Here is a 16997-nt window from a genome sequence, read left to right as displayed (position 1 = left end):
CGCCATGAGCGTGACGCTGCATGGCTACCGCTACAGTGTCTATCTGCGCATCGCCCGGCTGGCGCTCGTCGAGAAGGGCGTCTCGTGGGATCATGTGGAGGTCGATCCGTTCGCGGAGACGATCCCGGCGGATTATCTGGCCTTGCATCCGTTCGGCCGGGTGCCGACCCTCGTCCATGACGGTTTTGCTCTCTACGAAACGACGGCGATAATACGCTACGTGGATGAAGCCTTTCCGGGCGAACCGCTCCAGCCTTCGGACGCACGCCGGCGGGCGCGCATGAACCAGATGATCGCCATTGCCGACAGCTACGGCTATTGGCCGATGGTGAGGCAGGTTTTCACGCAGCGCGTTTTCAACGTGGCTTCGGGTCTGGCTCCGGACGAAGCCGTTCTGGCCGAAGGGCTTCGGGGCTCGCGCCGCGTGCTGGCGGCGCTGGAAGACCTGGCGGCAGGCGGCGACTTTCTGGTCGGCGACAGGCTCAGCCTCGCGGACCTGCATGTGGGCGCGATGGTGGCCTGTTTCACCGCGGCCCAGGAAGGCGCGGCCGAATTGCGCGCATTCCCCAAATTGCATGGCTGGTGGCAGGCCATGCGCAGTCGCGACTCCTTCGGGCGGACGGAGCCCGGATTGCCGGGCCCGATCAGCTCTTCGGCGTAAACACCTGAAGCGCCTGCGGGCGAATGCGGAAATGCGCCGGGGTGGTGGTGATAAGTTCGCCGTCGGTATTCACCGGCCTCGGCTTGCTGGTGCGGATCGTCACTTCCGTGGTGCGGAAGGCGCGCACATCGTCCCAGCGCCCATGCGTGCCTTTGCGCAGGCTCGGCAACAGCGCCAGGAGCCGCCACCAATGGTCGACCTCCAGGCTGTAGAAGTCGAGCATGCCGTCATCGGCGGTGGCGCTTTCCTCGACCGTCATGCCGCCGCCATAGTGGCGCCCGTTGCCGACCGAAACCTGCATGGTCCTGATCTTCTCGGTCGTCCCGTCATGATCGAGATAGGCGCTGAAGAGCTGCGAGCGTGCCAGCAGCCGCGCCGCGACGATGGCATAGCCCAGCTTGCCCCAGCGCTTCTTGGCCTGCTGGGTCAGGTCGGCGGCAAGCTCGGCGCTGAAGCCGATGCTGGCGACGTTGAAGAACAGATGGCCGTTGACCTCGCCGAGGTCTATGGGCGACAGCGCGCCGATGACGATGAGGCTGGCGGCCTTCACCGGATCGGGCGGAATGCCGACCGTGCGCGCGAAATCGTTGGCCGTGCCGAGCGGCAGCACGCCAAGCGGCAGGCCGGCATCGACGAGGCCGGCAGCGGCTATGTTCAGCGTGCCGTCACCGCCGCCGAGCACCACCAGGTCGAAGTCGGGCGCGCGGCGGCGAATGAGGTCGGAGAGCGTTTCGTTCCCGCTCGCCCGCTCCTCGATAACCGTCATGCCGCCTCTGGACATCACGTTCACGGCGGCGGCGATGGAGCCTGTGCCACGGCGGGCCTTGGGATTGACGATCAGCAGCGCGCGCCGGGACGGCTTGGATTTCGGCAAGGGCAACCCTTTGTCTGTTGGAGCCGGGCAGGTCTGCGCCAGATAGTGTGCGATACCGGCATTTAAAGGGCAGGCGCGGTTTGTCTCAGGCCGCGACCCGGCCGCCGGCCCTTCCGTTCAGTGCAAAGATGCCTGCGCCGACAATGAGCGCGGCGCCGAAGATGGTCGCGGCATGCGGCACTTCGGCGAAGAACAGGAAACCCCAGAGTGGCGTCCACAATATGCCGCTGTATTCGAATGTCGCGACGATGTTTGCCGGGGCCAGCCGGTAGGCCTGCGACAGCAGGATCATGCCGGCTGAAGCGATGACCCCGCACGAGGCCATCATGAGGAAGTCGCCGGTGTCGGGCCACACCCAGCTCCGCGTCAGGAAGCGCAGGCTGGGATGGGCGAAGTCGCCAGGGTTCGACACGGCGAAGATGCCGGCGGTGACGAGGGCGCCGAGCAGATAGATGCCGTTCTGGTAGAAGCTCATGACGGTAGGCGATTCGGTCGTGCCGAGCTTGCGGGCCGTCATCTGCGCAAAACCGTACAGTCCCGCCGATAACAGGGACAGAAGTGCCGCCCATTCGAACACATCGCCGCCGGGCCGCAGCATCACCAGCACGCCGACCAGGCCGACCGACACGGCGGCGAAGCTCTGCCAGGAAACACGCTCGCCCAGATAAGGTCCGGCCAGCACCATGATGAACAGCGGCGCCATGAAGTAGAGCGCGATGGCATTGGCCATCGGCAGCGCGGCAAGTGCCAGATAATAGGCCGTGTAGGACGAAAACAAGGTCAATGCCCGCAGCGTGAGCAGGCCGAAACTGCGTGAAACAAGAGCGGCAAGCCCGACGTCGCGATGTACGATAAGCAGCAGGATGGGCAGCGCCACAACGGAGCGGATCGCCATCACCTCCATGACCGGGTAACGGCCCGAAACCGCCTTGATGAGCGGGTCCTGCAAGGAAAAGATCATGATGCCGAGGCACAGGCTGACGACGCCGGCGAGGATACGGTTGTGCATTTTCGCCTCTACACACCCCAAAACGCCCGCCGCAGCGGGGGTCAGAACAAAAAGAACCCGCAGTCCTTGGGACAGCGGGTGAGTGAGGACTTTTTGCCCCGATAAGCGTGGCCGAATCAGCCGCGCCTCGCTCGCATCTCGGTCTCGGATGGCAATATCGTCAGTTGATTGACATGTTTCAAGCGAATTGGAATGATGCCTGCCATTAGGATTTCTTATGGCACAGGCAATGACCATCCATCTCGACAGCGACCTTCTGCGAACCTTCGTGGCCGTGGCGCAGACCGGCAATTTCACCCGCGCCGCCGAGCAGGTGGGGCGCACCCAGTCGGCCGTTTCGATGCAGATCAGGCGGCTGGAGGACATGGTCGGAGACACGCTGTTCGAGCGTGGCTCGCGGGGAGTTTCCCTGACGCAGCGCGGGCAGGATCTGATCATCAATGCGCGCCGCATCGTGTCGCTGATAGATGAAACCGTTGCCTCGCTCACCGCCAAGCCGCTGGACGGCCCGGTGCGGATCGGCATTCCCGAGGAATACAGCTACTCCATCCTGTCGCGCGCGCTCGGCACTTTCTCCAAGCTGCATCCCAAGGTGGAGATCACCGTCCGCTACGCCCATTCCGCCTCGCAGATGGCGGCTCTGGAGGCAGGCGAGCTGGATTTGGCCGTGGTGTTCGAATGGAAGGATTTTTCAAACGGCGAAGTGCTGATGCGCGACCCCACGGTGTGGGTGACGTCGGAACTGCATCGGCAGCATGAGGAAACCCCGTTGCCGGTGGCGCTCTATGACCGTGATGGCTGGGGCAAGGATTTCGCGCTGCGATCGCTGGATGAGCGCGGCCATGCCTATCGCGTCGCCTACACCAGCGACACCACCGGCGGCCTGAAGCTCGCGGTCGCCTCCGGCCTGGCGATTGCGCCGGTGTCGCGCTCCAACATCCCGCCGGATTGCCGGGAGCTGACGGCAGCCGAAGGCTTTGGCGACATCGATGCCTCCAACGTCGTGCTTCATCGCGCGCCGGGCGCACACAGCGAGGCGATCAAGGGCATGGCCGAGGCGATCCGCGAAGCCTTCTATTCACGGCTGGTGGTGACGGTGCCGCCATCGGAAGACGATCGGGCGCTTTTTCCCGTATCCTGACAAGCTCCTGACAGATGGCTGTCAGGAGAGGGCTGCTACCGTCGCTGCGACAAGCGGAGAGGAATGCCATGATCAAATTCTATCACATGCCCTGGACGCGTTCGTTCGGCGTGCGCTGGCTTCTGGAGGAACTGGGCGAGCCCTACGAACTGGAACTGGTCAACATCCGGGCATCCGGCGGGGTGCCGGAAAGCTATCGCACCATCCAGCCCAACAAGAAGGTGCCGGCCATCGACCATGACGGCACGATCGTGACCGAGCGTGCGGCGATCTCGATCTATCTGTCGGATGCGTTTGCGCAAGCCGGGCTGGCGCCCGCAATCGGTGACAAGGCCCGCGCGGCGTGGCTGACATGGCTGGTCTATGCCGACTCGGTGTTCGATCCCGTCGTGGCGGCCAAGGCGCATGGCATGGATTTCATGGGTGGCGGCTATTCCTACGGCTCCTTCGAGGAGCTGCTTGCAAATCTCGACCGAGCCCTGTCGTCCCGGCCCTATATCGCCGGCGATCGCTTCACCTCGGCCGACACGCAGATCGGCAGCGGCGTTCACTACGCAATCAATATACTCAAGGTGCTGCCCGAAAAACCTTCATTCAAGGCCTATCTCGAACGGCTGCAGGCGCGGCCAGCCTATCAGCGGGCGATGGCGCTCGATGCCGAACTGGCGCAGAGCATGGCCGGGTAAAGCCGCAGCGGGCGACGCTGCCTCGGCCGCCCGGCTCAGCGCATTTCGAGCAGGCGTTCCAGATAGCGCTTTTCGAGTTCCGGGCTCAGCGCGTTGCCGAGGCGCTTGCGGATGGCGTCGAGAATCTGGCGCGCGCGCTGGACGTCGATTTCGTCCGGAACCTTGACCGAATTGCCGAAGTCCGGGCCGGTCGTCCCCTGCGGACGGCCGAGCGGATCGCGATTGGCGCCTTGCTGCCGGCCGTTGGGGCCGCCATTGCCCTCATCGCCTTCCATGGCCTGCTGCATCTGCTTCATCATGTCCTGCGCACCCCGGCGCAGGGCTTCCAGCGCGCGGCCCTGCTGGCCGACGGCGCGGTTGCCATCACCATCGCCGAGCGCGCCCTCCGCCTGGCCCATCGCGTCTCCGGCCTCGCCGAAGCCCTGACCCGGCTGGATGCCGAGGCCTTCCAGGCTCCTGGTCAGTCCCTGCAGGTCCTTCTGCAACTGACCCTGGCCCTGCTGAAGCTGCTTGAGGGCGTCGGCCAGTTCGTCGGGCGTCATGCCCTGGCCCTGCTGACCTTGCCCCTGCTGTCCATGCTGCCCTTGTTGCCCCTGCCGTCCCTGTTGGCCCTCGCCTTGCTGGCCATCCTGGAACTGCTGAAACTGATCGCTCATGCCGTCCTGCCAGTCGCCGAACTCGTCGCCCTGCTGGTCGCCGCGCTGCATCTGGTCGAGGCGGAAGGTTTCGTTCATCATCTCCTGCTGACGGCGCATGATGTCGCCGAGCTTGTCCATTTGCTGGCGCATCTCGCTCTGGCCGTTCTGGCCCGGCTGCTGCTGGCGGCCGGCCTGCAGATTGTTCATCATGTCCTGCAACTGCGACAGAAGCTGCTCGGCCTGGTCGCGGTTGCCCGATTTCGCCAGATTCTCGATCTGGTCCATCAGCCGCTCGAGGTCCTTCTGGCGCAGTTCCTGCGCGCCCTGCGGCATCTGCTGCCGGGCCATGTTCGGGTCACGCTGGGCGCGCTCGGCGAATTCGCGCAGGAAATCGTTCATCGCCTGACGCAGTTCCTTCATCAGCCGGTCGATTTCCTCGTCGCTGGCGCCGTTCTGCAGCGCCTGCTTGAGTGCTTCCTGTGCCTGGCGAAGGCGCTTTTCGGCCGTCGACAGCGCGCCATCCTCGATGGCGAGGGCCATTTCCCAGAAATAGTCGGCGACGGCGCGCAACTGGTCGTCGCTTTGCGCAAGCTTGAGCTTGGTGCGGCCGGCCATCAGGCCGAGATAGGCGGCGACATCGGTGATGGTGTCTTCCGGGCGCAATGTGATGGCGTCGATGAGATCGAGCACATGGGGCTTGCGGTTGGCGTCGAGCGACAGAATGCGGCGCTGCTCCACCACCGCGCGCGCAAGCGGATTGGCGAAAGGCCGTTCCGGCAGGGCGAATGTCCTGGTCTCGCTCCGGGCTTCTTGCCCCGCATCGTCGGTGGCCGTCAGCGTCAGACGCACGGTGCTGCCCGCCCAGGGATGGCCGGTGAGGTCGCGCGAAAGCCTGACCTTGCCGTCGCCGCCGCGCCGGGGAAGTGACAGGGGAAGTTCTGGCGCCTTGTAGAGCGGATGCGCGTCCGTGGGCTGCGGGTCGGCAAGCTCGAACTCGGCCTTGGCGGAGGCGGCGCCATAATCGTCGAGGATTTCGTAGTTCAGCTCCAGCGCACCATTGCCCGCGCGTTTCGGCTCACCCAGAAAGCGGATTGTCGGCGGCTCGTCGGGGGTGATCGAGAAGGTCCATTTGCGCAACTCGCTTCCGCCCGAGCCGAGCGACAGCACGCCATCGGCATCGAGCTTGCCGGCGAACTGGCGCGGCGCCGACCCGGCCGAAGTCGTTGCGGCCGAAGCGGGCTGCTGCGTAGTGCCGGGAGCATTCTGGAGCGGAATTTCATGCGTTTTGCCGGAGCTGTCGGTGAAGGACAGGGTCTCGTCACCGGCGCCTCCGGTGACACGCAGCGAAACCTCGCTGCCCTGCGGCACGGTGAAGGGCGTAGCCTCGCGGCCGGAGGCATCGGCGGTGAGGAACAGCGGCGCTTTGCCGGTATAGGCCGGCGGCGTCACCCAGGCGTCGATGCGCGGCGGGATGCTGTCAAAGACCGTGCCCGGCCGGAACGCGTCGGCGATGCGCCCGCCGAAGGGGCTTTGCGAGAAGGCGAAGGCCACCACCAGAAGCAATGCCGCCGCCGCGCGCAGGGCCCACGGATCGCGTTCGGGAACGCGGGTATGCGGCAGGTCGCTGCCCACATCGGCAAGCTTTTCGGCCATGCGACGCTGGTGTTCGCGCCAGAGCGCCTGTGCGAAGGCGCCGGCCTCGCCGCTCGGGCGGTCGGTCTGCACGAGCACAGGCGTGTGCGGCAGTTCGCTTGCGGTTTCGATGCGGCGGTCGATTTCCGCCGGCGTGGGCTGGCGATAGAAGCGCAGCGGATAGAGCGCGCCCAGCGTGGAGATCAGGAACAGGCCGAGCAAGCCAAAACGGGCAAGCTCTGGCAGGATGCGGAACACACCGAGCCACGACAGGCTGACGAACAGGCTGATCACCACTAGAAGCGGCAGCACCAGCGGCCAGCCGCGTTCCAGCATCATGACGGCAAGCGTCGCCACCCTGGCGCGACCAAGGCGCCCGGCAAAGCTGTTGCCTTTCATGTTTTGCGGCGTCTGCGTCATCAACCCTTCCAGGTGCGCAACGAGCGCAGCCTATCCGCTTAAGATAGCAGCAAACGCGGCAAAGGCGAGGCGAAGACGGGAAATCGTGATCGCACCCGACCCGACGCCTACAGCCAGTCGGGCAGCGAATCGAGGCCGATCAGCTCGTCGAAGGAGCCGCGCGGGCGCACCACGTGGAAGCTGTCGCCATTGACCAGCACCTCGGGCACCAGAAGCCTGGTATTGTAGGTGCCGGACTGCACCGCGCCATAGGCGCCGGCGGTCGAAACGGCGATGAGGTCGCCGGCCGTCATGCGCGGAAGGTCGCGGTCGAGGCCGAGATAATCGCCCGTCTCGCAGACCGGGCCGACGATGTCGACCGTCATGCGCGGCGCATCGACCGGATGTTGCAGCACGGGGCGGATGTCGTGGAAGGCGTCGTAGAGCGTCGGCCGAATCAGGTCGTTCATGGCCGCGTCCACGATCAGGAAGTTCCTGGCGTCGCCTTCCTTCACATAGATCACTTCCGACACCAGTATGCCGGCATTGCCGACGATCAGGCGGCCGGGTTCGAACATCACCTTGAGGCCGAGCTTGGCGACATGCTTCTTCACCACCGCCGCATAGGCCTCGGGCGAGGGGGGCGGGGAGTTGTCGGCCTTGTAGGGAATGCCCAGCCCGCCGCCGAGATCGACATGGTCGATGGCGTGGCCGTCGGCCTTCAGCGTGGCGACCAGCTCGGCCAGCAGCGCGAAGGCATCGTCGAACGGCTGCAACTCGGTGATCTGGCTGCCGATATGCATGTCGATGCCGGTGATGCGGATGCCCGGCAGCTCGGCCGCGCGGGCATAGACGGCGCGCGCCCGCTGCCAGGGAATGCCGAACTTGTTCTCGGCCTTGCCGGTGGAGATCTTCTTGTGGGTCCTGGCGTCGACGTCCGGGTTGATGCGCAGCGAGATCGGCGCCTGCTTGCCGGCGGCGACCGCGCGCGCCGAAAGCCGCTCCAGCTCGGGTTCGGATTCGACGTTGAAGCACAAAATGTCGTTGGCCAGCGCCAAATCCATCTCGCGCGCCGTCTTGCCGACGCCGGAAAAGACGATGCGGCTGCCTGGAATGCCTGCCGCCAGCGCGCGGCGCAGCTCGCCTTCCGACACCACGTCCGCACCCGCGCCAAGGGCGGCCAGCGTCTTCAGCACGGCCTGATTGGAATTGGCTTTCAGGGCATAGCAGACCAATGCGTCGAGATCGGCGAAGGACTCGCGAAAGACGTTGAAATGTCGCGTCAGCGTGGCGGTGGAATAGCAATAGAAGGGCGCGCCGACCGCGGCCGCGATCTCGGACAGGGGCACATCTTCGGCGTGGAGAACGCCGTTGCGATATTCAAAGTGGTTCACGGGCGGGATTCCGGTGGAAAGTCGTGTCGAGAAGCACCGGCCTGATGGCTGGAGGGCGCGATCAGATCAGGCCGTCGAGGATGAAGGGCCTGTCCTTGACGGGTTTCTCGGGCTCGGGCGGCAGCGGCTCCTTGGCTTTTTCCGCGTCCTTGCGCGCCTGCACGGCGGCCTCATAGGGCGTGTCCAGGCCGGATTTGCGGCCGCAGGCCGATGCCAGGGCGATCACGGCAATAAGCGCAAGCGCGGTGAAAAGTCTGTTGCCGGTCATCCGTCCCATCCGTTCGAGAAATGCGTACATGCTTCTAGCGAAAATTTGCGGGCTTTGCACCCTGACAAATATTCGGGCGTGCCTCACGCCTTGGCGATGCGCTTCGTCCAGTAGTCGATCTGGCGGCGCACCTCGGTCGGGGCCGTGCCGCCGAAGGAGGTGCGGCTTTTCACCGAATTCTGCACCGAAAGCACCGAGAAGATATCCGTGGTGATGCCCGGATGGATCGCCTGCAGCTCTTCGAGCGTCAGCTCCTCCAGCCCCACCTTCTTGCCCTCGGCCAGCGCCACCGCGCGGCCGGTCACGTGGTGCGCCTCGCGGAAGGGGAGCCCCAGCGTGCGCACCAGCCAGTCGGCGAGGTCGGTCGCGGTGGAGTAGCCGGAACCGGCGGCTTTCTGCATGGCTTGTTCGTTGACGGTCATGTCGCCGACCATGCCGGTCATGGCGGCCAGCATCAGGTCGAGCGTTTCGGCGGCGTCGAAGACGGCTTCCTTGTCTTCCTGCATGTCCTTGGAATAGGCCAGCGGCAGGCCCTTCATCACCGTCAGCAGGCCGATCAGATGGCCGTTGACGCGGCCGGTCTTGGCGCGCACCAGCTCGGCGGCGTCGGGGTTCTTCTTCTGCGGCATGATGGACGAGCCGGTCGAAAAACTGTCGGAAAGCCGGATGAAGCCGAATTGCGGCGTCGACCAGATGACAATCTCCTCGGCCAGTCGCGACAGGTGCGTGGCGCAGATCGAGGCGATCGACAGGAATTCCAGCGCGAAATCGCGGTCGGAAACGCTGTCGAGCGAATTGCGGGTCGGCTCGCGGAAGCCGAGCGCCCTGGCCGTGCGGAAGCGGTCGATGGGGAAGCCCGTGCCGGCAAGGGCCGCGGCACCCAGCGGGCTTTCGTCCATGCGTTCGATGGCGTCGCGCACGCGCGACAGGTCGCGCCCGAACATCTCCACATAGGCCATGCAGTGGTGGCCGAAGGTAACGGGCTGTGCCGTCTGCATGTGGGTGAAGCCCGGCATGACGGTGGCGGCGTGTTCCTCGGCGCGGGTCAGGAAGACCTCGATCAGCCCCTTGAGGGCTTCGGCGACGCGGTGGAACTCGTCCTTCACCCAGAGGCGGAAATCGACGGCCACCTGGTCGTTGCGCGAGCGCGCCGTGTGCAGGCGCCCGGCGGCCGGGCCGATCAGCTCGGCAAGGCGGGCCTCGACATTCATGTGGATGTCTTCGAGCTGTTTGGAAAACTGGAAGTCGCCGCTTTCGATCTCTTTCAAAATCGTGTTCAGGCCGTGAGCGATTTTTTCTTGATCCTGCTCCTCAATGATGCCCGTTTCGGCAAGCATTTCGCAATGAGCTATGGAACCACGGATATCCTGCGCGTAAAGCTTCCTGTCGAAGTCGATTGAGGCATTGATGGCCTCCATGATCGCGGCCGGACCCGAGGCAAAACGTCCGCCCCACATCGCGTTGCTGGCCTTCTTGTCGCTCATCGTGGTAACCGGGCTCCGGAGATAAAGTGAATGGCAGATCGAAAGAAACTCATACCGACCGTGCGCCTCCTGCTGCTGGCTGCAGTTGCTGGCGCGTTTGCCGGTGCCGTTGCGGTATATGTCAGCAAGACCCTCAATGGCAACACGGAGGCGGAGCAGATGGCGCAACAGCAGCCTGCCGTCACGTCTTCCGGGTCCACGGACGGCGCGGCCGACAAGGTCTGCGCGGCCAAGGCCGGAAAGGCCAGGGCGATCGGCGATGCCGCAACCGGCGAGGTGGCCGCCATGCTGCCGGCCGATCCGCCGCAGTCGCTCAAGGGGCTCGCCTTCACCTCGCCCGACGGCAAGCCGATGACGCTGGCCGACCACGCGGGCAAGACGCTGCTGGTCAATCTGTGGGCCACCTGGTGCGCGCCCTGCCGTGCCGAGATGCCGGCGCTGAATGCGCTGGAGAAGGAAAAGGGCGGCGACACGTTCGAGGTGGTCGCGGTCAATGTCGATACCGGCGGCGACGAGAAACCGAAGAAATTCCTGTCGGAGATCGGCGTCGATACGCTGAAGCTCTATCGCGACAACACGATGAACGTGTTCAACGACCTCAAGACCCGCGGGCTGGCGCTCGGCCTGCCGGTGACGCTGCTGGTCGATGGCGACGGGTGCCTGCTTGCCCACATGAACGGGCCGGCCGAATGGGCCAGTCCGGATGCGGCGAAGCTGATCGAGGCCGCCGTCAGGTAAGCGGCCGGAGCGTGATCCCGAACCGAAGGACCGCGTAAACGAAAAGCGGAAGCCGCTTTTCGCGGAAAGTTCATGCTCCGGGGAGGTTCCCTGCTCAGGCCAGTTGCGTGCGCAACGGCTTGTCGGCTTCGTTTTTCGCCGCCGGCGCCGCATTGCCGGTGATCGTGGAAAAATCGCCGATCGGTCCCGGTCGCCCGATGAAGTAGCCTTGCCCGATCTGGCAGGCTTCGGCTCCCAGGAACGCAAGTTCGTCGGAGCTTTCGATGCCTTCGGCCAGTACCGGCAGACCAAGGCCCCGGCCGAGCCCCAGCACGGCGCGCACGATGGCTGCGACCTGCTCGTTCTTGTCCACGGACTTGATGAAAGAGCTGTCGATCTTGATCTTGTCGAAGGGAAAGGCGCGCAGGTTGGAAAGCGAGGAATAGCCAGTCCCGAAATCATCCATCGCCAGGCGCACGCCAAGCGCCTTGACCTGGCGCAGCACGGCGAGCGCGCGGTGCATGTCCTTGATCAGTGCCGTTTCGGTGACTTCCAGTTCGAGACGCTGCGGCGGCAGGCCGGTTTGCAGCAGGATTTCGTGCAGGCGCTGCGTGAAATTCGGATTGTGAAGCTGGATCGGCGAGACATTGACCGCCACGGTGAGGGACTGTTGCCACGAAACCGCCTCGCGGCAGGCCGTCGCCAGAACCCATTCGCCGATCGGCACGATCAATCCTGACTCCTCGGCGATCGGCACGAACTGCGCCGGTGCGAGCAAGCCGCGTCGCGGATGGTTCCAGCGGATGAGCGCCTCGAAGCCGATCATCCTGCCGCTGCTGATTTCCATCTGCGGCTGGTAGACGAGGCTGAACTCGCCGGTAGTCAGCGCCTGGCGCAACTCGTGCTCCAGGGCGCGGCGGTCGCGCGCTTCCGCGCCCATCGAAGCTTCGAAAAACCGATAGGTATCCTTGCCATCCGCCTTGGCGCGATAGAGTGCGGTGTCGGCATAGCTGATCAGTGTCGTCTTGTCCGGCGCGTCGGCCGGATAGAGCGCGATGCCGATGCTGGTGGAGATCACGCCTTCGCCTGCCCGGTGCCTGTTTTCCTCGCGCAGCGCTTGCAGGATGCTGCGGGCGACGCGCTCGGCGGCGGAGCCGTCCGACAGGTTGGGAAGGATGACGGCAAACTCGTCACCGCCCAGCCGCGCCATCATCTGGCCCGCGCGCAGCCGGCCCGAAACGCAGCGCGCCACCGTCTGCAGCATGGTGTCGCCCGCGCCGTGGCCGAACTGGTCGTTGACTTCCTTGAAGCGGTCGAGATCGAGCAGCAGCAGTGCGACCTGCCGGCCTTCGCCCTCGGGCATGGCGGCGATTTCAGCATCCAGCTTGGCCGTGAAGCTGCGGCGATTGGGCAGGCCCGTCAGCGGATCGAAATGGGCAAGCCGCATGATGTCGGCTTCCGCCTTCTTGCGCTCGCGCACGTCGCGCACGGCCAGCACCATGTGTGGCTTGCCGCAATAGTCGATCTCGCGGGCCAGCAGTTCGACCGGAATGGCGGTGCCGTCGGCGGCTTTCAGTTCGGCCTCGCGCATCGTGGCTCCCCACTGGTCGAGCCGGTCGAAATCCGACGAAGAGCCGAACAGATCGCCCAGCGAAAGGCCCGCGATCGCATCGCGATCCAACCCCGTCAGTTCCAGCACGCTGTCATTGGCGCTGACGACCCGCTCGCCGTCGCAAATGACCAGGCCTTCCACGGCCGCATTGGCAAGGCCATGCATCCGTGTCGCCTCCAGCCTGTTCTGGCGGAAGCGCAGATCGACCCAGAGCGCGGCGCCCGACAGACACAATATGGCCAGGCTGACCGCCGCGACCGCTGCCGCGAGCGTGGTGGGATCGACCGAGTAGGAGGAGATTTCGACAGCGGCATCCGGGGTGATGGAGGCCGCCGCCATGGCGATGAAATGCAGCGCGCAGATCGCCAGTGTCATCAGCGTCGCGGCAACCGCCGTTGCGCGACGCGAAGGCCTTTCGAGGGCGACGGCGATGGAAGCTGCACCCAGTGCGAGGCCGGATCCGAGCGCGAGCGTCACCAGAGGCGGCGACCAGGTGATGTGGCCCTGTATCTCGAAGGCCGCCATGCCGACGAAATGCATGGCGGCTATGCCGCCGCCGATGATGGCGCCGCCGACGAGGCGATTTTCCAGATCGCCATGACGGGTTGCGGCCCGCATGCCGACGCCGGTCAGCAACACCGCGAGGATGAGCGACAGCGCCGTGAAACCGCCATCATAGGCGCTGGGAATGGAGGGAGAGAACGCCAGCATCGCGATGAAATGCGTGGCCCAGATGCCGAACCCCGTCGAGGTGGCCGCAACCGCCAGCCAGAAAGTCTGGCCCGTGGAATGCGAGCGCATGACATGCTGAAGCAGTTTGATGGCGGAAAAGGATGCAATCGCGCAGACCGCGGCCGCCAACAGAACGAGCCTGAGATCATGCTCGTTTACAATGCAATTGTAGACCGTCAACATGCTCCACCGCCCCCGCAGATCAGCTTGCTTTGGTCCTGTTTACCAGCACAGGTTGAAATATCGGTTAAGTTTTTCGGCGCGTTCCTCCCGATATTTCCGGGATAAACTTCATGGTTTCGTTCCGGGGCGGGCGGATGCAGCCGGCGCCCGCCGGCGCCGATGGCGAACGAAGGTGATGCGAAATGCACACGAAAATTCATCGAACCGCAACAAAAGCGTTGTCCCACTGTCGCAATCGACCGATACTCCCCTCGCGGAGCCCACATCTTCGCCAATGAAAACGGGAGAGAGATATGAAATTTCAAGGCCTTGCGGCTGGCGCAGCAGCTGCCTTCACCTTGCTTTCCACTTCATCCGCATTTGCCGTGACCGAGATTTCGTGGTGGCACGCCATGACTGGCGCCAACAATGAGGTCGTCGAGCAGCTTTCCAAGGAATTCAACGAAAGCCAGGGCGACTACAAGATCGTGCCGGTTTTCAAGGGCACCTATCCCGAGACGCTGAATGCCGGCATCGCCGCCTTCCGCGCCAAGCAGCCGCCTGCGATCATGCAGGTCTTCGATGTCGGCACCGGCGTGATGATGGCCGCCGAGGGCGCCGTGAAGCCGGTGGCCGAAATCCTCTCCATGGGCGGCGGCACGTTTGACAAGAGCCAGTACCTGCCCGGCATCGTCGCCTATTATTCCAAGCCGGACGGCACGATGCTGTCGTTCCCGTACAATTCCTCCTCGCCGATCCTCTATTACAACAAGGATATTTTCGAAAAAGCCGGGCTGGATGTGAACAATCCGCCCAAGACCTGGCCGGAAGTGTGGGAAGCGGCGCGTAAGATCAAGACCAGCGGCGCGGCGTCCTGCGGCTATACCTCCACCTGGCTCACCTGGATCCATCTGGAGAATTTCGCCTCCTGGAACGACCTGCAATATGCCACGCATGAGAACGGCCTCGCCGACACCAATGTCGAGCTGAAGTTCAACTCGCCGATCTTCGTGAAGCATTTCCAGGAAATCGCCGATCTGGCCAAGGACGGCGTGTTCCGCTACGGCGGGCGCACCTCGGAGGCCAAGCAGATCTTCCTGGCCGGCGAATGCGGCATCTTCACCGAATCCTCCGGCGGCCTGGGCGATATCGTCAAGTCCGGCATGAACTACGGCATCGGCCAGCTTCCCTACGAGCCGGATGCAAAGGGCGCGCCGCAGAACACCACGCCGGGCGGCGCGAGCCTGTGGGTCTTCGGCGGCAAGTCCGACGAGGAGTACAAGGGCGTTGCCGAGTTCTTCAAGTTCCTGTCGAAGACCGACATCCAGGCGCGCCTGCATCAGGTTTCCGGCTATCTGCCGGTGACGCTTGCCGCCTATGAGGAAACCAAGAAGTCCGGCTTCTACGACAAGAACCCCGGCCGCGAGACGCCGATCCTGCAGATGATGGGCAAGGCGCCGACCGAGAACTCCAAGGGCGTGCGCCTCGTCAACCTGCCGCAGGTGCGCGACATCCAGAACGAGGAGTTCGAAAAGATGCTGGCCGGCGAGCAGACCGCGCAGCAGGCGCTCGACAATGCCGTGCAGCGCGGCAATGCGGCGATCCAGCAGGCGCTGGGCAACTGACGAGCCGCTCTCTCCCGAGCGATGCCAGCCGCGCGTGACCTGCACGCGGCTGGCATATGCATGAGAGAGGGTTCCATGCGGTCGCCTGAAGCGCGGCGCGCATGGGACGCAGGCAGGAAGACATCGGAAGCGGAGGAAGTTCCCTGTCCCCACGCGTGATCTTTCCCAATAAAATCCTTCCCTACCTGCTGGTTGCGCCGCAACTCGCCATCACGGCGGTTTTCTTCTATTGGCCGGCCAGCCAGGCGCTCTACCAGTCCATGCTGCGCGAGGACCCGTTCGGGTTGAATTCGAAATTCGTCTGGTTCGACAATTTCGCCCGCGTGCTGGCCGATCCCAATTATCTGAACTCGGTGCGCGTGACGGCCGTCTTCTCGCTGGCGACGGCTTTCGTCGCCATGGCGGTGGCGCTGTTGCTGGCGGTGATGGCCGACAAGGTCGTTCGCGGTCGGGGCATCTATCGCACCCTGATGATCTGGCCCTATGCGGTCGCGCCGGCCATCGCCGGCATGCTGTGGCTGTTCCTGTTCAACCCGTCGATCGGCTCGCTCGCCTATATGCTGCGCTGGCTCGGCATCAACTGGGACCCGCTGCTCAACGGCCCGCAGGCCATGGTGCTGGTGGTGGCGGCCGCGGCCTGGAAGCAGATCAGCTACAATTTCCTGTTCTTCGTGGCCGGCCTGCAGGCAATCCCCAGGACACTGATCGAGGCGGCGGCGATCGACGGCGCGGGCGAGACCAAGCGCTTCTGGACGATCGTGTTCCCGCTGCTTGCGCCCACCACCTTCTTCCTGCTGGTGATCAATACGACCTACGCCTTCTTCGACACCTTCGGCATCATCCACGCCGTCACCGGCGGCGGGCCGGGCAAGGCCACGGAAACGCTGGTCTACAAGGTCTACAATGACGGCTTCGTCAACCTGATCCTGGGCGATTCGGCGGCGCAATCGGTGATCCTGATGGTCATCGTGATTGCGCTCACCGCCTTCCAGTTCCGCTTCGTGGAAAGGAAGGTGCATTATGGGTGAGGCCGTTCGATGAATGTCTTGATGAGCATGGCGGGGTTTACTCCAGATGCAATTGCCCTGCCCTCAAGGGCGGAGGAAATCGCATGATCGGCCAGAGCCCTATCCGCATCGGCATCGCCCATATCGTGCTGATCCTCGGCATCGTGGTGGTCGCCTTCCCGATCTACTACACCTTTGTGGCCTCGACGCATTCGCTGCAGACCATCCTGCGCCCGCCGCTGCCGCTGGTGCCGGGAGACAGGTTCTTCGAGAACTACTGGACGGCGCTGTTCGGCGGGGTGGGGCGCATCGGCGGCGTGTCGGTCGGCACGCTGCTCCTCAACACCACGGTGATGGCGCTCGGCATCGCGGTGGGCAAGATCGTCATCTCGATCCTGTCGGCCTATGCCATCGTCTTCTTCCGCTTTCCGCTGCGCATGATGTTCTTCTGGCTGATCTTCATCACGCTGATGCTGCCGGTGGAGGTACGCATCCTGCCCACCTACAAGGTGATGGTCGATTTCGGCCTGATCGACACCTATGCCGGCCTGACGCTGCCGCTGATGGCCTCGGCCACGGCGACGCTTCTGTTCCGGCAGTTCTTCCTCACCATTCCCGGCGAACTCGTCGAGGCCGCGCGCGTGGACGGGGCGGGACCATGGCGCTTCTTCAAGGATATTTTGCTGCCGCTGTCGAAAACCAATATCGCGGCGCTGTTCGTCATCCTCTTCATCTATGGCTGGACGCAATATCTGTGGCCGCTGCTGGTCACCAACCGCAACGACATGGGCACCATCGTGATCGCGCTGAAGAAGATGATCTCGTTTGCCGACGCCGACACCGAATGGCATCTGGTGATGGTCACCTCCATCCTCGCCATCGTGCCGCCGATCCTGGTGGTGCTGTTCATGCAGCGCTGGTTCGTCAAGGGCCTGGTCGAAACCGAGAAGTGAGAA

14 protein-coding genes are annotated in these 16997 nt (G+C 64.2%); 7 read left to right on the top strand and 7 right to left on the bottom strand.

The window, feature by feature from the left end:
- Positions 1-4: 4 nt before the first annotated feature.
- Positions 5-661 carry a glutathione S-transferase family protein gene (locus tag C7441_RS06960; RefSeq protein WP_109612252.1) on the top strand — a complete coding sequence of 219 codons (657 nt, stop codon included), beginning with the start codon at positions 5-7 and terminating at the stop codon, positions 659-661.
- On the opposite strand, the gene C7441_RS06955 is transcribed toward C7441_RS06960, so the two are convergent.
- Entirely contained in the window at positions 645-1535 is an 891-nt protein-coding gene (locus tag C7441_RS06955) for a lipid kinase (RefSeq protein WP_109612251.1), read from the bottom strand. The genes C7441_RS06960 and C7441_RS06955 overlap by 17 nt on opposite strands.
- Before the next feature lie 85 nt (positions 1536-1620).
- A complete protein-coding gene (locus C7441_RS06950) occupies positions 1621-2544 on the bottom strand; it encodes a DMT family transporter (RefSeq protein ID WP_109612250.1) in 924 nt (307 codons plus the stop codon).
- Positions 2545-2761: 217 nt separating this feature from the next.
- Here C7441_RS06950 and C7441_RS06945 point away from each other — a divergent pair, with 217 nt between their 5' ends.
- Together C7441_RS06945 and C7441_RS06940 are read left to right on the top strand one after the other, a co-directional pair.
- Positions 2762-3685: a LysR substrate-binding domain-containing protein gene (locus C7441_RS06945; protein ID WP_019172245.1), complete on the top strand. Its 924-nt coding sequence runs from the start codon at positions 2762-2764 to the stop codon at positions 3683-3685.
- 68 nt (positions 3686-3753) lie between these two features.
- Positions 3754-4371 carry a glutathione S-transferase family protein gene (locus C7441_RS06940; RefSeq protein WP_019172244.1) on the top strand — a complete coding sequence of 206 codons (618 nt, stop codon included), beginning with the start codon at positions 3754-3756 and terminating at the stop codon, positions 4369-4371.
- 35 nt (positions 4372-4406) lie between these two features.
- On the opposite strand, the gene C7441_RS06935 is transcribed toward C7441_RS06940, so the two are convergent.
- The 4 genes from C7441_RS06935 to argH form a co-directional block, all read right to left on the bottom strand.
- Positions 4407-7061 carry a TIGR02302 family protein gene (locus tag C7441_RS06935; protein WP_109612249.1) on the bottom strand — a complete coding sequence of 885 codons (2655 nt, stop codon included), beginning with the start codon at positions 7059-7061 and terminating at the stop codon, positions 4407-4409.
- Between the two features lie 107 nt (positions 7062-7168).
- Positions 7169-8434: a diaminopimelate decarboxylase gene (gene lysA, locus C7441_RS06930; RefSeq protein WP_109612248.1), complete on the bottom strand. Its 1266-nt coding sequence runs from the start codon at positions 8432-8434 to the stop codon at positions 7169-7171.
- A gap of 61 nt (positions 8435-8495) precedes the next feature.
- Positions 8496-8702, bottom strand: a complete 207-nt coding sequence (locus C7441_RS06925) for a hypothetical protein (RefSeq protein WP_019172241.1) — start codon at positions 8700-8702, stop codon at positions 8496-8498.
- Between the two features lie 83 nt (positions 8703-8785).
- The gene (gene argH / locus C7441_RS06920) at positions 8786-10186 is read right to left on the bottom strand and encodes an argininosuccinate lyase (RefSeq protein ID WP_109612247.1); all 1401 of its coding nucleotides are present in this window, start codon (positions 10184-10186) and stop codon (positions 8786-8788) included.
- Between the two features lie 30 nt (positions 10187-10216).
- On the opposite strand from argH, the gene tlpA reads away from it, so the two are divergent.
- Positions 10217-10924: a thiol:disulfide interchange protein TlpA gene (tlpA, locus tag C7441_RS06915; RefSeq protein ID WP_109612246.1), complete on the top strand. Its 708-nt coding sequence runs from the start codon at positions 10217-10219 to the stop codon at positions 10922-10924.
- A gap of 94 nt (positions 10925-11018) precedes the next feature.
- Here tlpA and C7441_RS06910 read toward each other — a convergent pair whose 3' ends face one another.
- Positions 11019-13430, bottom strand: coding sequence for a bifunctional diguanylate cyclase/phosphodiesterase (locus C7441_RS06910; RefSeq protein ID WP_109612245.1), 2412 nt, complete (start codon positions 13428-13430; stop codon positions 11019-11021).
- A gap of 293 nt (positions 13431-13723) precedes the next feature.
- On the opposite strand from C7441_RS06910, the gene ugpB reads away from it, so the two are divergent.
- The 3 genes from ugpB to ugpE all read left to right on the top strand — a co-directional run bounded on the left by ugpB (position 13724) and on the right by ugpE (position 16994).
- Entirely contained in the window at positions 13724-15034 is a 1311-nt protein-coding gene (gene ugpB / locus C7441_RS06905; protein WP_109612244.1) for a sn-glycerol-3-phosphate ABC transporter substrate-binding protein UgpB, read from the top strand.
- Between the two features lie 101 nt (positions 15035-15135).
- Positions 15136-16062 carry a sn-glycerol-3-phosphate ABC transporter permease UgpA gene (gene ugpA / locus C7441_RS06900; protein ID WP_109612243.1) on the top strand — a complete coding sequence of 309 codons (927 nt, stop codon included), beginning with the start codon at positions 15136-15138 and terminating at the stop codon, positions 16060-16062.
- 83 nt (positions 16063-16145) lie between these two features.
- On the top strand, positions 16146-16994 hold the full coding sequence (gene ugpE / locus C7441_RS06895) for a sn-glycerol-3-phosphate ABC transporter permease UgpE (protein WP_019172235.1): 849 nt from the start codon (positions 16146-16148) through the stop codon (positions 16992-16994).
- The last annotated feature ends 3 nt before the right edge of the window (positions 16995-16997 follow it).

The organism is Pseudaminobacter salicylatoxidans (assembly GCF_003148475.1).
In the GTDB taxonomy this organism is placed as follows: domain Bacteria; phylum Pseudomonadota; class Alphaproteobacteria; order Rhizobiales; family Rhizobiaceae; genus Pseudaminobacter; species Pseudaminobacter salicylatoxidans.
Note: the sequence above shows the minus strand (reverse complement) of the source record. Positions and strands in the feature narration are given on the sequence as shown.

Coding starts and splice junctions, on each gene's coding strand:
- C7441_RS06910 (WP_109612245.1), bottom strand. CDS start 13,430: ATGTTGACGGTCTACAATTGCATTGTAAACGAGCATGATCTCAGGCTC.
- C7441_RS06960 (WP_109612252.1), top strand. CDS start 5: ATGAGCGTGACGCTGCATGGCTACCGCTACAGTGTCTATCTGCGCATC.
- ugpB (WP_109612244.1), top strand. CDS start 13,724: ATGAAATTTCAAGGCCTTGCGGCTGGCGCAGCAGCTGCCTTCACCTTG.
- C7441_RS06950 (WP_109612250.1), bottom strand. CDS start 2,544: ATGCACAACCGTATCCTCGCCGGCGTCGTCAGCCTGTGCCTCGGCATC.
- C7441_RS06945 (WP_019172245.1), top strand. CDS start 2,762: ATGGCACAGGCAATGACCATCCATCTCGACAGCGACCTTCTGCGAACC.
- C7441_RS06925 (WP_019172241.1), bottom strand. CDS start 8,702: ATGACCGGCAACAGACTTTTCACCGCGCTTGCGCTTATTGCCGTGATC.
- C7441_RS06935 (WP_109612249.1), bottom strand. CDS start 7,061: ATGACGCAGACGCCGCAAAACATGAAAGGCAACAGCTTTGCCGGGCGC.
- ugpE (WP_019172235.1), top strand. CDS start 16,146: ATGATCGGCCAGAGCCCTATCCGCATCGGCATCGCCCATATCGTGCTG.
- C7441_RS06940 (WP_019172244.1), top strand. CDS start 3,754: ATGATCAAATTCTATCACATGCCCTGGACGCGTTCGTTCGGCGTGCGC.
- argH (WP_109612247.1), bottom strand. CDS start 10,186: ATGAGCGACAAGAAGGCCAGCAACGCGATGTGGGGCGGACGTTTTGCC.
- ugpA (WP_109612243.1), top strand. CDS start 15,136: ATGGGACGCAGGCAGGAAGACATCGGAAGCGGAGGAAGTTCCCTGTCC.
- tlpA (WP_109612246.1), top strand. CDS start 10,217: ATGGCAGATCGAAAGAAACTCATACCGACCGTGCGCCTCCTGCTGCTG.